This window comes from Soonwooa purpurea (assembly GCF_053891095.1).
In genome coordinates, this window is the sequence record NZ_JBSSMA010000003.1 from 31,222 (window position 1) to 46,401 (window position 15,180).

General features: G+C 33.6%; 13 protein-coding genes. 8 read left to right on the plus strand and 5 right to left on the minus strand.

The annotated features are described in order from the left end of the window. The first annotated feature begins 393 nt into the window (after positions 1 to 393). Together ACVFVN_RS03660 and ACVFVN_RS03665 are read left to right on the plus strand one after the other, a co-directional pair. Positions 394 to 1,572 (plus strand): acyl-CoA dehydrogenase family protein, encoded by a 1,179-nt coding sequence (locus ACVFVN_RS03660; RefSeq protein ID WP_456234230.1) that lies wholly within the window; start codon positions 394 to 396, stop codon positions 1,570 to 1,572. 327 nt (positions 1,573 to 1,899) lie between these two features. Continuing rightward, positions 1,900 to 2,982, plus strand: a complete 1,083-nt coding sequence (locus ACVFVN_RS03665; RefSeq protein WP_456234231.1) for a T9SS type A sorting domain-containing protein — start codon at positions 1,900 to 1,902, stop codon at positions 2,980 to 2,982. A 35-nt stretch (positions 2,983 to 3,017) separates the two neighbouring features. Here the strand turns inward: ACVFVN_RS03665 and ACVFVN_RS03670 are convergent, their stop codons facing one another. Genes ACVFVN_RS03670 through ACVFVN_RS03685 form a run of 4 tightly spaced genes read right to left on the minus strand, consistent with a single transcriptional unit; the run spans position 3,018 to position 9,913 of the window. After that, complete coding sequence (locus ACVFVN_RS03670; RefSeq protein ID WP_456234232.1) at positions 3,018 to 5,711, minus strand: PD-(D/E)XK nuclease family protein; 2,694 nt, start codon at positions 5,709 to 5,711, stop codon at positions 3,018 to 3,020. Between the two features lie 53 nt (positions 5,712 to 5,764). Further along, entirely contained in the window at positions 5,765 to 6,175 is a 411-nt protein-coding gene (locus tag ACVFVN_RS03675) for a hypothetical protein (protein WP_165131543.1), read from the minus strand. A 12-nt stretch (positions 6,176 to 6,187) separates the two neighbouring features. After that, positions 6,188 to 6,820, minus strand: coding sequence for a 16S rRNA (guanine(527)-N(7))-methyltransferase RsmG (gene rsmG / locus ACVFVN_RS03680; RefSeq protein ID WP_456234233.1), 633 nt, complete (start codon positions 6,818 to 6,820; stop codon positions 6,188 to 6,190). A gap of 42 nt (positions 6,821 to 6,862) precedes the next feature. Then, positions 6,863 to 9,913: a T9SS type A sorting domain-containing protein gene (locus tag ACVFVN_RS03685; protein ID WP_456234234.1), complete on the minus strand. Its 3,051-nt coding sequence runs from the start codon at positions 9,911 to 9,913 to the stop codon at positions 6,863 to 6,865. A gap of 368 nt (positions 9,914 to 10,281) precedes the next feature. Here ACVFVN_RS03685 and ACVFVN_RS03690 point away from each other — a divergent pair, with 368 nt between their 5' ends. The 6 genes from ACVFVN_RS03690 to ACVFVN_RS03715 all read left to right on the plus strand — a co-directional run bounded on the left by ACVFVN_RS03690 (position 10,282) and on the right by ACVFVN_RS03715 (position 14,605). Further along, positions 10,282 to 11,472, plus strand: a complete 1,191-nt coding sequence (locus ACVFVN_RS03690; RefSeq protein WP_456234235.1) for a pyridoxal phosphate-dependent aminotransferase — start codon at positions 10,282 to 10,284, stop codon at positions 11,470 to 11,472. Positions 11,473 to 11,823: 351 nt separating this feature from the next. Further along, positions 11,824 to 12,456, plus strand: a complete 633-nt coding sequence (locus ACVFVN_RS03695) for a peroxiredoxin (RefSeq protein WP_165131555.1) — start codon at positions 11,824 to 11,826, stop codon at positions 12,454 to 12,456. A 101-nt stretch (positions 12,457 to 12,557) separates the two neighbouring features. Further along, entirely contained in the window at positions 12,558 to 12,869 is a 312-nt protein-coding gene (locus ACVFVN_RS03700; RefSeq protein ID WP_165131558.1) for a thioredoxin family protein, read from the plus strand. Between the two features lie 29 nt (positions 12,870 to 12,898). Next, positions 12,899 to 13,147 carry a DUF6952 family protein gene (locus ACVFVN_RS03705; RefSeq protein WP_165131561.1) on the plus strand — a complete coding sequence of 83 codons (249 nt, stop codon included), beginning with the start codon at positions 12,899 to 12,901 and terminating at the stop codon, positions 13,145 to 13,147. A 60-nt stretch (positions 13,148 to 13,207) separates the two neighbouring features. Then, entirely contained in the window at positions 13,208 to 13,816 is a 609-nt protein-coding gene (locus ACVFVN_RS03710; RefSeq protein WP_456234236.1) for an HAD family hydrolase, read from the plus strand. A gap of 60 nt (positions 13,817 to 13,876) precedes the next feature. Continuing rightward, positions 13,877 to 14,605, plus strand: a complete 729-nt coding sequence (locus tag ACVFVN_RS03715) for a DsbA family oxidoreductase (RefSeq protein ID WP_456234237.1) — start codon at positions 13,877 to 13,879, stop codon at positions 14,603 to 14,605. 67 nt (positions 14,606 to 14,672) lie between these two features. Here the strand turns inward: ACVFVN_RS03715 and ACVFVN_RS03720 are convergent, their stop codons facing one another. Next, positions 14,673 to 15,170, minus strand: a complete 498-nt coding sequence (locus ACVFVN_RS03720) for a GNAT family N-acetyltransferase (protein WP_456234238.1) — start codon at positions 15,168 to 15,170, stop codon at positions 14,673 to 14,675. Positions 15,171 to 15,180 lie beyond the last annotated feature (10 nt).

Genomic DNA, 15,180 nt, shown 5'->3' on the forward strand with positions numbered 1-15,180 from the left:
CCACGTTAAATCGTGGTTTTTTGCTTTATAATTGTGATTGGTTCTCTTTGCTTTGCTCCTACTCTTTTCGCTTTGATTATTGATCTTTTTAATAAATATTTTGGAAATGTTAAAAAAAATGTTAATATTGCCAATTCAAGTTCTTTTATATTTCGAATTGCGTAAATGTTTGTTTACAGAAGTGAATTTTTAAAAATCTGTTAACATTTTTGTAATCTATTGGAAATGACTGTTTTGGTATTTAATTAAATATAAATTATAGGCTATTTTAAAATAGTGAGATGTATGCCGTTTAAAATTGACTTTAAACCTCTTTAGAAATTAATTTTTGAAATTGTCAAGAAAAGCTTATTTTCGACAAACAATTTTTTATTAACCAAAACATCAAAATATATGTCTTATTATCCACTTTCAAACATTCCAGATTATTATCTGATGGATGATCTTTTAACCGAAGAACACAAACTCATTAGACAATCTGTTAGAGATTGGGTTGAAAGTTTTGTAATGCCTCAAATTGACAAAGCAGCTCAAGAACATCGCGATATTCCAAATCTAATGAAAGAATTAGGAAAAATTGGCGCCTTGGGCCCATATATTCCTGAGGAATATGGCGGCGCTGGACTCGACCAAATTTCGTATGGAATCATTATGCAAGAGCTAGAACGTGGCGATTCAGCAGTTCGTTCCGCTGCTTCGGTACAATCTTCTTTGGTCATGTTTCCTATTAACGAATTCGGTTCCGAAGATCAAAAAAAGAAATATCTTCCAAAATTGGCAACTGGTGATATGATCGGAAGTTTCGGCCTTACAGAGCCTAATCACGGTTCAGATCCCGGATCCATGGAAACAACGATTAAAAACAATGGCGATCATTACCTTCTTAATGGCGCCAAAATGTGGATTACCAATGCGCCGCTTTGTGATATTGCTGTGGTATGGGCAAAAAATGAAGCTGGCAAAGTACGTGGCGTAATTGTAGAACGCGGTATGGGCGGTTTTACAAGCCCCGAAACGACAGACAAATGGTCGCTTCGCGCTTCCAAAACTGGAGAATTAGTTTTTGATAATGTGAAAATTCCAAAAGAAAATCTACTTCCAAATGTGGAAGGTCTTAAAGGCCCTCTATCCTGCCTTAACTCGGCAAGATATGGTATTTCTTGGGGCGTCATTGGAGCGGCAATCGACTGCTATTGCACAGCCGTACAATATGCTTTGGAGCGCAAACAATTTGGGAAACCAATTGCTTCTTATCAATTGCAGCAGAAAAAATTAGCCGAATTTTTAACAGAAATTACTAAAGCACAATTGCTTTGTTTGCAATTAGGAAATCTTAAAAATGAGCACAAAGCTTCTCCTGCACAGATTTCTATGGCAAAAAGAAACAATGTTAAAATGGCGATTGATATTGCACGCGAATCTCGTCAAATTTTAGGCGGAATGGGAATCATGGGAGAATTCCCGATGATGCGTCACGCAGCAAATTTAGAATCTGTAATTACTTACGAAGGTACACACGACGTACATTTATTAATCACAGGTATGGATATTACGGGGATTAATGCTTTTTAAAGGAGAAAATAATTTCTAAAACATCATTTAAACTGTAGAATTTTTATTAATTCTGCAGTTTTTTTATAACTGAATTCAGTGATTTTTAAACTATTTTTTTAATATTATTTCAATTTGGTTTTTATAAATTCTATTCAATATTTTATTTTTAAAATTCTATTGAACCGCTCTAAAATTAGACAATGACAAAAATTATCATTTTATAATTTTGCATGATTTTCAGATATTTTAGGTTTAATTGATGTATTTAATAGTTTTTTTTCATTTTAAAGAGATATAAAAAAGTAGATTTTTATTATCTTTATAACAAACTAAAAACTATTTATCATGAAAAAATTTTATTCAGTTTTACTGATGGCGATATTGTCATTGGTAAAAGCGCAGATGACCTATACTGCCGCTAATTATGCTAATGTAAGCGACCAAGCCAATTACCATTTAGGAAACACCTCTACCAGCCTTAATTTTGCCGCAACAGGTGCTAATTTTCAGTGGAATTTTGGGGCGGTTCAAAATCAATCGAGCAAGCAAATCGCTTATGCAGACCCATCTACAAGTGTTTTTAAAAATCTTTGGTGCCAATCTTTGGGTTATACATCGGATTGCGATGTAGAATTTAGTAATAATTTTAATGTCGCTCAAAAATTAATTAACAATCCAGAACCAGCAGGAACAAATAGTACTTTAGAGGATCTTTTTGCTCATTACTATAAATCTTATTCTGATTTTTCCACCAAAATGTTGGGTTTAAAAATGAATTCTTCTGGTAACGAAATTGTATTGACGCTCAATTATCAACAGCCAGATGTCATGTACAAATTCCCAATGAATTATAATGACTCCTATACAGAAGCTTTTTCTTATGATGGCGAATCTATGGAACAGAGTTTTTTATTTAAAATCAACGGAACCGGAACGCGTACCAATGTTGTCGATGGTTATGGTAATCTTGTAATTAATAATCAAACATTTTCAAATGTTTTGCGACTAAAAACAATTTCTGATCAACAAATTACAATCGTTCAAAACAGTGGAACACAACAAAGAAGTATTAAAACAATTAATTACCAATGGTTTCATCAGGATTACAAATTCCCAGTTTTGGATGTTGTTGCTATTGAACAAAATAATATAACCATCCCAATTGAGATTCGTTATTTGGAAAACTCGTCAACTCTTGCAAATTCATCAAATGAAAAATTAGGTAAACATTTTATTTACCCCAATCCTTCCAAAGGTATTTTCAAAACCAATATTCCCGAAAATGAGATTAAAAGCATAGAAGTTTATAATCTAGCAGGACAATTGGTTTCAAAATCATTAAACTTGTCGCAGCTTAACAACGGTCAATATATTGTAAAGATTAATACTGCTAAGGAAAGTATAAGTCAAAAAATTATTAAGAACTAAACAACCTCGGCTTTTCAATTGAAAAGCCGAGGTTATTACCAACTTGTATGTTTTTTTTCCTCAAAAGGAATTTCTGGATTCAGAATTAAATTAATGAGCGAAGCTATGGAAAATTCAATTTCGGAGTCATCCAAATCGTCTGCGGTTAAAGAAGCAACGCCTTTATTAACCTCCGCGAAAGACCAAATGCCAGGTTCTAAAATGTTTTTGTTATAATCTTCATCTTGTTGCAAAACATATTTATAAATGGACAATTGCAAGGCTTGTTTATAATCTTCGTTATAAAACAAAGTTTCCAATTGTTCGGTTTTATCTTTAACTTTCAGGTTCAGTTTTTTAATCTTTGCAGTTTTATAGTCAATAATTCTTACAACGCCATCCAGACGGTCTATCCTATCAATAAAACCGTTAAACATCACCGAATCTGTTTTTTCAGCATTAATAAAAAATTCAGCTTTTACATTTTTTTCAAGTTCGATAATTTCTAAAGAAGAACCGTTTTTTACCAGGTTTTCGTCATACTGCAAAATGCTTCGGATAACGCGTTCTGCTATTTGACGATGGACATAATTCATCCCGCGCTCATAAAATTCTTTTTCATGCTTTAAGGTTTTAATGGCATGCAAAATAGAAGCTTCTACTCTATCTTTTAAAACTTTAAAATCATCCAAAGTCAAAATTTTATTTTTGAAATCTTCATATAAATATTGCACAGCAAAATGCACGAGATTACCATAATTTCTCACAGAAAGTTCTTCTTCGATTTCGTCTGTATCTTTGACTTTTAGAACATATTTTAGATAGAAATCAACTGGATTATACAAATAACTTGTAAGATGTGATGCCGACACAGATTGCTTCCATTCATAAAGTTTTTTAAGGACAGATTCTGTTTTTTCGATTTTCATTAGTTCCTGAACAATAGGCTCGGACGCATTATCAACCACAATATGATTAATTTTATGCGCACTTTCCATTTCAATTTGAGTAATAAAGCGACTTTTTTCTCCAGTGTTAACACCCGAACTTAAAGCATTAAATAACAAATGAACATTTTTAGAATCTTGAATTAATCGGTAAAAGTGATACGCATAAATGCTGTCATTTTCTAAAAAAGTATTCAGTCCAAAATTCTTACGAACATCAAAAGGCAAATAGGTATTTTGGGTATTTCCTAGCGGTAATTTTCCTTCGTTGACAGAAAGCAAAATGAGGTTTTCGAAATTAAGAAGTCGGCTTTCCAAAAGTCCCATAACTTGCAAGCCTGCCAAAGGTTCACCTTGAAAATCTATCGATTCGGTATTCACCAATTGATTGATAAGAACCTCCAAAGTTTCCATTTTTAAAGGGATTTTGTAAGGCTCTATCTGGTTTTTTAAAACTCTAAATGATTGTTCAAAATGGCTAATATTTTCATACAAAATATCGTCATCATTAATTCTGAATTTCAGTTCAGTACAAAACTTAATGAGATCGTCTAAGAATTTAATAACATCGTTAGGCTGCTTTAATAAAGAAAAATAGCTAAGCTCACCTAAAAGCTCGATTATCATTTTGGAAGAAATGTAAACAATATTTCGGCTTTCTATGGTCGCAATAAAATCGTTGATGATTTTTTGATCTTCATCCGAATTTGGTAACTCTTGCAAAATCGGAAAAATATCTGCATAATAATAAGAACTCGCTTTTTTTTCTAATTGTTTTTGAAGATAAAATAGCTTTTTTATCGCATTGCTAAAAGACAAATTCTTCAACGGAAATCCCATTGTAATATTGAGATTTTGTACTTGCGACATAGCATCCAGACTTGCTGGCAGAAGGTTTTCATCGAGTAAAATAACTGCTGTTTTAGAAATATCTTCAAGCGCTATATTTTCAAAAATCTTGGGTAAAACCTTAGTCTGAACAATATTCCCTGAGACTTCATAGACATTAATATTTTTAGACTTTTGGAAATCATTTTCAATCCAATTGAATACCCGCGAATCATTAAATTCTTTCCATTTTAGATGTTCTCGCAAAAATTTTCCGGCCTCTTGCCTTTCGTCCTCAATATAATAAGAATCTGCCTGAAAGTAACAAATGGCTTTGTCCCAATGCAACAGATTTTTCACCACACTTTCTTCAATAGGCGTAAAGGCGTTAAACCCACAAAATATAAACTGTGCCGGCGTATTTTTTGCGAAATCCTGGATTTTTTCTTTTGCTGCGACGTGTATCATGCCAGAAGTCGCCCAATTTTTAGCATCGAGTTCGGTTTTTAATAATGGTAAAAACGCATTCATCTTTTTCCAGAAATTGAGATTTCTACGGCGTGCATTATCTTCTTCGCCCAAGTCTTCGCCCCAATTTTTGATACGTTCTTCATCCAGCATCCATTGCAGCACTTTATCATCATCATCGGTAAATTTCAGCATATCATCCCAATCTTTTTGCAAAGTCGGAAACCATTTTAGAAAACTTCCAAAATCCTCTGAAGTATCAATATTTTGATAAATTTTATACGCAAACAAATGAAGCGCAATGCCTTGTAAATGCTGTTTTGCCGCCAATTCTTGGATAAGATCTTCTATGGTTGAGAATTGTGGCAACATCCCGTTGTAAGATTTTTCTTTCAGAATCCGATTGATAAAAACCAAGGGCCGTTTACCCGGCAAAACGATATTAAGTTGTGATAAATCTGAAAATTTAGACAACAAATCTTCGACAATTTTCTCAAGAAATTTCATAAAAAAAGACCTTTTTAAAAGGTCTCAATTTAGTTATTTTTTTTGTGGAAAAACTACTCCACTACAATTTGTTTTTCTAGCCAAATATTCTCTCCAGAAGCATTTTTGCCTTGCCAAAATTTGAAATAATAAGTTCCTTTTTTCTGAGGTTCAAATCTGATTAAATTAAAAGCGCGGTAAGTGCCTTCTTGACAAGTTTGGTTATTTTTGTAGGCGTAATTAACAACTGTTCTTGTAGAATCCTGAGGGATATAATCTACACCATAAAAGCCTTCGCATTCTTTATTATAAGTCGAAAACACTTTAATTGGCTGCATATTAAAAATCGTCATAGTGTCTTGATCTATAATAACGCTGTCAATTTTTCTAGCCTGTACTCCAGTAATTTCGTAAGCGTCGTTGTTACAAGATTGTAGAAAAACGAGGCCTAACACTGCAAAACTTATTTTAATAAATCCTTTCATAGTTTAAAATTACTAAAAAATATTTCCTTTAGAGATATAAACTACTTTTTTTGTTTCAAAAAAATCTTCTTCGAAATAGTTTTTCAGTTGAAAAATTTCCGATTTGATGCCTGCTAACTCTTCACCCAAATCGCCGCCCTTAAGATAAAGTACGCCGTTGTGTTTTGGATTGAATTGGTCTTTCTCAAACTTGCCATGCAACCAACGCAAAAATACGGGCATCTGCGTTACAGCACGACTTACCACAAAATGAAATTTATCTTTTAGTTTTTCTGCTCGTCCGTGTATCGCTGTGACATTGGACAATCCTACACCTTCGGCAACCGCTTGTACTACGGTGATTTTTTTGCCAATGCTATCTATTAATGTAAACTGTGTTTCTGGAAACAAAATCGCTAAAGGAATTCCTGGAAAACCGCCGCCTGTACCGATATCCAAAACTTTGGATCCTGGCGCGAAAGTCATAACTTTTGCAATTCCTAAAGAGTGTAAAATGTGCTTTTCATAAAGACTTTCCATATCTTTTCGGGAGATAACATTTATCTTTTCGTTCCATTCGTTATACAAATTTTCAAGTTTTGAAAATTGCTCTTTCTGGGTTTCCGAAATATCGGGGAAATATTTTAAAATAAGTTCTAAAGACATGTTGCGAAATTAAGGAAAAACTTCGTTAAAAAGATAACCAAACTAGTTGATTATCTTTTTTGTTAACGTATTAGTTTTGGTACTAATTTTCAAAATAAACATGCCTTTTGCAAATTGATTCAAAGAAATTTGAGCTGCTTTATTATTAGGTTTAGTTTGATAAACCAATCTTCCTAATGCATCATACACTTCAACTTCTTCGATATTGTCCGTTTTTGATGTGATGACAAAAGCATCATTGTTTTTGTAAACTAAAACATCTTTTTGAGTTTCTGTTACCGCTAAAGTTGTTTCTTTCTTTTTATAAACAATTTCGAAGCGTTCATTATAAATTCCTTTTTCACCATAAAAATTGTAAGAACCGTTAGATAAATCTATGATTTGAGAAGTCGAATTGTCTTTTAAATAGATGTTTTGATTTTGGTTAAAAATTCCTTCCACATCACCCAAAGAAATGCTGTAGTTACCAGCTGCAGAAAGTTGTACACCTAGTTTAACAACATCTTCTTGGTTATCATTCCAACTTCTAGCCTGGATGCCTAATTGCTTATTATCCAGATTGCTCCAAATTGCATCTTCACCAACTGCTAATAGCTCTGTATCCAAGTCTGCATCAAAAGCATTGCTTGCATCCTCCAAATAACCTATAAGAATTTCGTTATTGATATCCGCTTCTGATTTAAGATTTAACCAAAATCTATTTTTTTCAGCTGCTTTATAATTAAAGAATACACCTTGCTCTTTTGTTCGCATAGCATTGGTAAAGCGAAGTGCTTTATTTTGGCCTGTAGCTTTAGCTTTTATGATAAAGCCTTGTGATGTTTTTACAGAAATGTTAGGGATATTTTTGTTTAGACCTTTATAAGTGGCTGGGATACCGCCCATTCTGTTGTAGATTGCATAGTTATTACCATTATATTGAGAACCTTGCTGAGTAGAGATACTCATATCATTATTGGTCCAGAAATATGCGATTGGCTGAATAAGATCTGCGTTTTCGATAAAGAATATGTCAAGATCAATATTTGATGGATAAGGATTTCCTACCAAATTATAGCCATGATCTTCGTTTGTATATTTTAAAATATAGGACTCTATCGTTCCGTTGTTTGGTACACCAACAAATTTGAATTCGGCTTCTGGCGATGTTGCATTAATTTCTGTAGGAAAGCTGTTTTTTCCACGAATAGCGTAACCACGAGATTTTAAAAACTCTGAATTGGCGTCTAATTTCAGCTCATTTGGAATTGATGTAACAAAATAATCATTTTTTTCATTATAGATAAAAAATTGATTCCAAGGTGTTCCTTGTGGATTCGGAGGATTACTAGCTTGGTTATAACCGTCAGAAAACTGATAAAGATTCTGTCCTGTAACAGGCGAAGACCAATAGTTATAACCTTTTTTTGGAAGTTTGGTTGTTCTTTTTACAGTAACTTTTCCAATATTAGGTGTGTTGTTGGTTTGTAAAAAATTAGCATCTGGAGCAAAAACAATATTGTCACCAGTTCCCAAATTGGTTAATGCATTACTAAGTTTAATATAATCGTTGTTATTAACAGTAACTTTCGTTTCGCTATTAACTGTAATATTGGAAGCTTCTATCGATCCATAAAGTGAAGTGTCATAATTGGCAACAATTACAGCATTTTTTAACAGATTCGGCGTTCCATTGTCCCAATAAGGTTGCGCTGGATTTACCCAACTTGTTACATTATAATTTGATACGATAGCTTTAACTAAAGGTCCAGACAAGGGTTTTGCTGATAATCTTATTAATAAGTCGTTATAACTTTTATAAGGATAAAGTCTTACAAATACCTTTTCTCCAGGTTTTAGAATAGCTTCTGCGCCAAAGTCAAAACTAGAAGCTTTCCATTTGTTATCATAAGCAATTTCTGATGTCAAAACTTGTACTCCAGTTGCAAAATTTGGGTCTTTAGAATACTCTATTTTAAAATAACCAGTTCCTCCATTTGCACGGTATTCTATATCAAAGCTTTTAAGATCCAATTGTTTTCCGTTTGGTTCAAAAGTAAATTCAATATACTTATTAAGATCTATAGCTTCAGTAGGTTTGGACAAACCAGAAATCTTAAAAATAGGTTCGCTCCACGTATCACCACTGATATCTAAATTATTGCCTTTTACAGATTTTCCAATTACGCCTGGGATAAGTGGATGGGCAGAAAATGACAAATTATCCCACTGTATAATTGAAATAGTTTTCTCTGCTGTAACATCAACATCTACTCTAGCCAAGCTAGAAGTGCCATTTGCATCTACAAGTCTGTAAAAGAAAAAATCCTTTCCTAGAAACGATGCTTCTGGTGTATATGTAATGCTATTGTCAGTATTTATACTTACTGCGCCATGAGTTGGTGCCGTATCTATAACAACATTAGTCGTGGTTTGAAAAAAATCGTTATCTAGAATTTTGATATTAACATCATTATTCTTAGTTGTTGTAGCCGTATCGTTTTCAGGAATTGGCACACTAGCTTGTTGGGCTTTTGCTGTTCCTAGAATTGTGGGACCGTCAGAATCCTGTGTGTATTTTATTTGAAATCTATTATTGGTCTGATAGACATAAACTCGCACATAAAGTGCTTTTCCGGAAACAATTATTTGACGAGGTAATCCAGAAAAATCAGAACATGAAAGTTTTGCCCAAGACTTATTCTCAATTAACAAATCTTCGACAAGCACTTTATAATTCGAAAAATTAGGATCCACAGAATATCTAATTTCTAATTTTGCAGAACCGCCTTGCATACGGTAATCAAAATTGAAACTGTTCAAATTAATTTGGTTTCCAATCTTAGGTTTAACTGTAAATTGTACATACTTATTGGTATCTAAAGTTTTTTCAGTTAAATCATTATAATTCGGCGTTGGCCAATTGTAAGTATTAAAAAAAGTCTGATTGTCTTTATCAGCAGATATTCCTACTGTAGAAAATATATTTTCGGCGGAAACTAAATTATCTTTAACAGTTGGGGCAAAATTTTGTTTATTCCATACCGCTATTGATGTTTGTGCTAAAAAAAAGTTAACAGCAAGCGTAGATATAAAAAAAGATATTTTTTTCATTTGTATTTAATAATCAAATAATAAGGTTAGTAGTGTTTTATAAAAATTGGGACTGCAAAAATAGAATATTAAATTTATAGGATTATCAAATACGCATTAAAATAAGCTTAAAATTAAATTTTAAACAAAAGCATTTAAAAATTTTATTAAAACAAATATTTATCACAATAAATAAGATTTATCATAATAATAACAGGGTTTTTGTAAACAAACCTCATTTTTAAAACTCTGTAAAACACATGATTAAAATCAGAATTGCTAAAACTCACCTCCTAAACAGGGCGTTTTCTAGAAATTTTAGAGTATATTATCAACACTTGTTGACTGATTACAATTATCTATATCTTTGCAAAAAATAGAAGCTTAAAATGGAAAGATATTCGGATCGCGTCAACCGACTTAGCTATTCGCAGACGTTTGTAATGAGTAATAAAGTTAGAGAGATGAAGGCGGAAGGCATTGATGTTATCAGCCTCACTTTGGGAGAACCCGACTTCAATGTTCCTACAATTGTGAAACAAGCAGCGATACAAGCCATCAACGACAATTACAGCCACTACTCGCCTGTCCCTGGTTTTTTAGATCTAAGACAAGCCATCGCTCATAAATTAAAGCGTGATAACAATCTTACTTATAAACCAACACAAATTTGTGTTTCCAACGGTGCCAAACAATCTATCATGAATGTCCTTTCTGCACTCATCAATGATGGTGACGAGGTTATTCTTCCTGCACCATATTGGGTAAGTTATGACGAAATGGTAAAAATGATGGGCGGAACGTCAGTTTTTATTGAAACGAGTTTAGAAACAGATTTCAAAATGACTGCCGAACAACTAGAAAAAGCGATTACACCAAAAACAAAAGCTATCCTTTATAGCTCGCCCTGTAACCCATCTGGAAGTTTTTATACTTATGAAGAACTTAAAGCAATTGCTACAGTTGTTGCAAAATATCCACAGATTACTATTATTTCTGACGAAATCTACGAGTACATCAACTATACAGGAAAGCATATTTCTATCGCAGAATTTCCAGAAATATATGAACAAACCGCAGTTATCAATGGTATGAGCAAAGCCTTTGCCATGACAGGATGGCGAATCGGCTATTCGGCTTGTCCAGAATGGCTAGCAAAAGCTTGCGATAAAGTACAAGGACAAGTTACGAGTGGACCAAATACCATTGCGCAACGCGCTTCGATTGTCGCTCTTGGTTTAACAAAAAACGATTTGTCTTATATGATTGATGCTTTCGAAAAACGAAGAAACCTAGTCTACGAACTCATGAAAGACATCAAAGGATTCAAATGTAATCTTCCCAAAAGTGCATTTTATTTCTTTCCAGACATCTCTTATTTCATAGGAAAAACCATCAACGGTACTTTGATAAAAGATGCAGATGATTTTGCAATGTCCTTATTAGTAAACGCTCATGTTGGGTGTGTTGGCGGAACATCATTCGGGAATCCCAATTGTATTAGATTCTCGTACGCCGCATCAGAAGAAGATCTGATTGAAGCCATGAGAAGAATAAAAGAATTCACGAAAGATATCTAATAAATGCTAATTTGTTGTTTTAAATTAAAATATTTACTAACAAATATCATATAAAACCAAGCTTCAGGAGTTTGGTTTTCTTTGTTTTAAGCCTTATATTTATATACAAAATAAAATGAGTGCGCTCCGGATGGAACGGCCTGTTGGAGCTCTTTTTGTAAGCAAAGGAAAAAGCGACGGAACAAAAAAGCGACTAGTGACAGCCGGAAAAAGCGCCCAAATATTTAAAATTAAAAGAAATTCGTAGCGATAGATTTTATAAATTGATTATTGTTTTTCAATACACAAAATCTTATTATCTTTGCAACATCAAATTGTTAATAACAAGTTTAACTAAAAAATATAAAAATTATGTCATTAGTAGGAAGACAATTTCCAAATGTAGCAATTGACGCGATGAGCGAAATGGGTGATAACTTAAGAATTAACATCCTAGAAGAAGCGGTTAACAACCAACAAAAAGTTTTGTTGTTCTGGTATCCAAAAGATTTCACTTTTGTATGTCCTACAGAATTGCACGCTTTCCAAGAAGCTTTGGAGGAATTCAAAAAAAGAAACACTATCGTAATCGGTGCGTCTTGCGATACCAACGAAGTACACTTTGCATGGTTGAACACGCCAAAAGATAATGGTGGTATCGAAGGGGTAACTTACCCTATCCTAGCGGACACACACAGACATCTTGCTAACCTTTTAGGAATTGTTGATCAAGATATCGATTTTGATGATGAAGGAAACGAAATCTTTACAGGATCTAACGTAACTTACAGAGCAACTTATCTAATCGACGAGACTGGAAAAATCTTCCACGAAGCGGTTAACGATATGCCACTTGGTAGAAATGTTGCAGAATTCCTGAGACTTATCGATGCCTATACGCACGTACAAAAGCATGGTGAAGTTTGTCCAGCTAACTGGGAAGAAGGTAAAGACGCTATGAAAGCAGACAGAAACTCTACAGCAGAATACTTAGCAAAACACTAATTATTGTGAAATAATCTAATGTGATAATTTGTAATGCTGATGGAGACTGAAGATGATTATTTACAAATTATCACATTTTTAATACCCAAAAATCAACAAAAATGTTTTTAGAATTAACAGAAGATAACCTACAACAAATCCTTGCTGACAACCCAAAAGTTATGGTGCAATATGGTGCATCTTGGTGTGGCAATTGTAGAATTATGAAGCCAAAATTCAAAAAATTAGCTTCAGAAAACGAAGATATTCCGTTCTATTATGTAGATGCAGAAAAACTTCCAGAAAGTAGAAAAATGGCGAACGTGGACAACCTTCCAACTTTTGCAGCTTTTGAAAATGGTGCTTTGAAAAATCAAGTGCAAACCAATCAAGCAGAAAGTTTGAACAATTTGTTCAACGAATTGAAAGCCTAAGTTTTTTTCAATTTTAAATTATACGAAATATGAAATTACCAATTATAAGACAATTTTATCAAAACCAAACACCAGAGCAACTTAACACCGCTTTGGAGGTTTTAGAAAATTACTGTGAATTTCGTAGCGTGAAAGAAGAAGAACTAGATGTTGTTGGCGAAATGATTACCAATATCTGTGGCGCGCTAGAAGTACACAACGAAGTTAAAAACGGTTTGTCAGAAAAAGATGCCCTGAATGCTTTTGCACAAAAAGTAATGGGTTCTATTGATAAATAGTTGTTTATTTTTTTAGTTGAAAAGACCGTTTTTTAGCGGTCTTTTTTATATTTTGCATACATGAAACTTAAAAATATTATATTTGATTTTGGAGGCGTTTTAATGGATTGGGACCCTAGATATTATTTTAAAAACCATTTTGAAACCCAAAGCGAGATGGATTTTTTTCTTAATAATATCGCAACCAATACCTGGAACATGGAGCAAGATCGCGGAAGAAGTCTGGATCGTGGCACAGAAAAACTTGTGAGAGAGCATCCTCTTTTCGAAAAAGATATCCGTGCTTATTACGATAACTGGACAACAATGTTGCGTGGTGACATTCCTCAAAATGTTGCAGTTCTTAGACAATTAGACGGCAAATATCCATTGTATGGTTTGACCAATTGGTCTTCGGAAACTTTTCCTTATGCTTTAGAAAACTATGATTTTTTTAAAATTTTTAATGGCAAAATTGTAGTGTCAGGGGACGAAAAACTCATTAAACCTGATCCTAAAATTTATCAAGTTTTATTAAAACGTTACAATCTGAAAGCTGAAGAATCTGTTTTTATTGACGATAATATCCAAAATATTGAAACAGCAAAAGATTTGGGATTCGCAACAATTCATGTGAAACAAGAGACAGATCTCGGGCAAGAACTTCGTAACTTAGGCTTCGAGTTTTAAATATAAAATCTTTACGATTTTACAACTTACATTAAAGCAATTTAACAACCTATAAAAAATATGAATCAAAATAAAATGAAAGTAGAAATCTGGAGCGACATCATGTGTCCTTTCTGCTATATTGGAAAACGCCACTTCGAAGCGGCTCTAGAACATTTTGATTACAAAAAGGATGTGGAAATCGAATGGAAATCTTTCCAACTGGATCCCACAATTCCCGAAGAAGTGAAAATCCGAACAACAATGACCGACTATATGGCCAACCGAAAAGGCATGAACGTTGACGATGTCCAAGCCATGTTCGAGAATGTCGTTTCTATGGCAAAAGATGCGGGATTGGATTTCGATTTTGATATTCAGTTATTGGCGAATTCTATTAAAGCGCACAGAATTATTCAGTTTGCTAAAGAAAAAAACTTGGGAGATCAGGCCGAGGAAGTTTTCTTCAAAGCATATTTTACCGAAGGAAAAGATTTGGCGGATGATACAACTTTGTTAGAATTAAGTTCTAATATTGGGCTTTCACAAGACGACATCAACAATGCCTTATCGCAAGATGAATTTTTGAAATACGCCAAAGACGACATTGCCGAAGCACAAGATTTAGGCATTGATTCGGTTCCGTTTTTTGTATTCAATAGAAAATTTGCTGTTAAAGGCGCACAGCCAGCACATCATTTCTTAGATGCTTTGAAACAATCTTATGCGGATTATAGTAAAGAATCTGGTTTTAAAACATTGGATTCTAATAATGCTTCAAGTTGCGATGTTGACGGAAAATGTGATTGAAATTAAATTTAAAAATCCATTAAACATAAAAACCGGGTTCACAAAGCTCGGTTTTGGCATTTATATTTTAAACCAACTTTTCAAAGGCTTTTCGGGCGCTGCCTCGGAAATATACTTCTCCGCAATATTGATAATTCAGTTTGTCTAAAATTCTCAACATTGCAAGATTATCAAAATTGGTATCCACTTTCACACTATGGACATTTTTGGACGTTGCAAAATTTTCAACTTCATTAAAAAACCGAGTTGCAATGCCCATTCCTTTCGAGCGCTCTGCTGCCGCTACACGATGCACCACAACATAATCGCCATCGGAAAGCCATTTCCCAACGATGTCGTTATAGGCAGGTTCTTCATCAAAAATCACAGCGCCGTAAGCTAAAACACCGCGTTCGTCAGCTAAAACATAAGCACAATCATTTTCTAAATCTTGAAGTATTGAATTCCGGTTAGGATAACCATCTTGCCATTGATTGCTGCCATCATTTTTTCGACTCTTAATTGCAAATTGCAAAATACTCCATATCTCATCCACTTCTTCAAAATGGGCTTTCCTAAAAATCATTTTCTAAAAA

Bases quoted from the DNA above. Each gene is read 5' to 3' on its own strand.
- ACVFVN_RS03660 (WP_456234230.1), top strand. From the start codon at position 394: ATGTCTTATTATCCACTTTCAAACATTCCAGATTATTATCTGATGGAT.
- ACVFVN_RS03665 (WP_456234231.1), top strand. From the start codon at position 1,900: ATGAAAAAATTTTATTCAGTTTTACTGATGGCGATATTGTCATTGGTA.
- ACVFVN_RS03670 (WP_456234232.1), bottom strand. From the start codon at position 5,711: ATGAAATTTCTTGAGAAAATTGTCGAAGATTTGTTGTCTAAATTTTCA.
- ACVFVN_RS03675 (WP_165131543.1), bottom strand. From the start codon at position 6,175: ATGAAAGGATTTATTAAAATAAGTTTTGCAGTGTTAGGCCTCGTTTTT.
- rsmG (WP_456234233.1), bottom strand. From the start codon at position 6,820: ATGTCTTTAGAACTTATTTTAAAATATTTCCCCGATATTTCGGAAACC.
- ACVFVN_RS03685 (WP_456234234.1), bottom strand. From the start codon at position 9,913: ATGAAAAAAATATCTTTTTTTATATCTACGCTTGCTGTTAACTTTTTT.
- ACVFVN_RS03690 (WP_456234235.1), top strand. From the start codon at position 10,282: ATGGAAAGATATTCGGATCGCGTCAACCGACTTAGCTATTCGCAGACG.
- ACVFVN_RS03695 (WP_165131555.1), top strand. From the start codon at position 11,824: ATGTCATTAGTAGGAAGACAATTTCCAAATGTAGCAATTGACGCGATG.
- ACVFVN_RS03700 (WP_165131558.1), top strand. From the start codon at position 12,558: ATGTTTTTAGAATTAACAGAAGATAACCTACAACAAATCCTTGCTGAC.
- ACVFVN_RS03705 (WP_165131561.1), top strand. From the start codon at position 12,899: ATGAAATTACCAATTATAAGACAATTTTATCAAAACCAAACACCAGAG.
- ACVFVN_RS03710 (WP_456234236.1), top strand. From the start codon at position 13,208: ATGAAACTTAAAAATATTATATTTGATTTTGGAGGCGTTTTAATGGAT.
- ACVFVN_RS03715 (WP_456234237.1), top strand. From the start codon at position 13,877: ATGAATCAAAATAAAATGAAAGTAGAAATCTGGAGCGACATCATGTGT.
- ACVFVN_RS03720 (WP_456234238.1), bottom strand. From the start codon at position 15,170: ATGATTTTTAGGAAAGCCCATTTTGAAGAAGTGGATGAGATATGGAGT.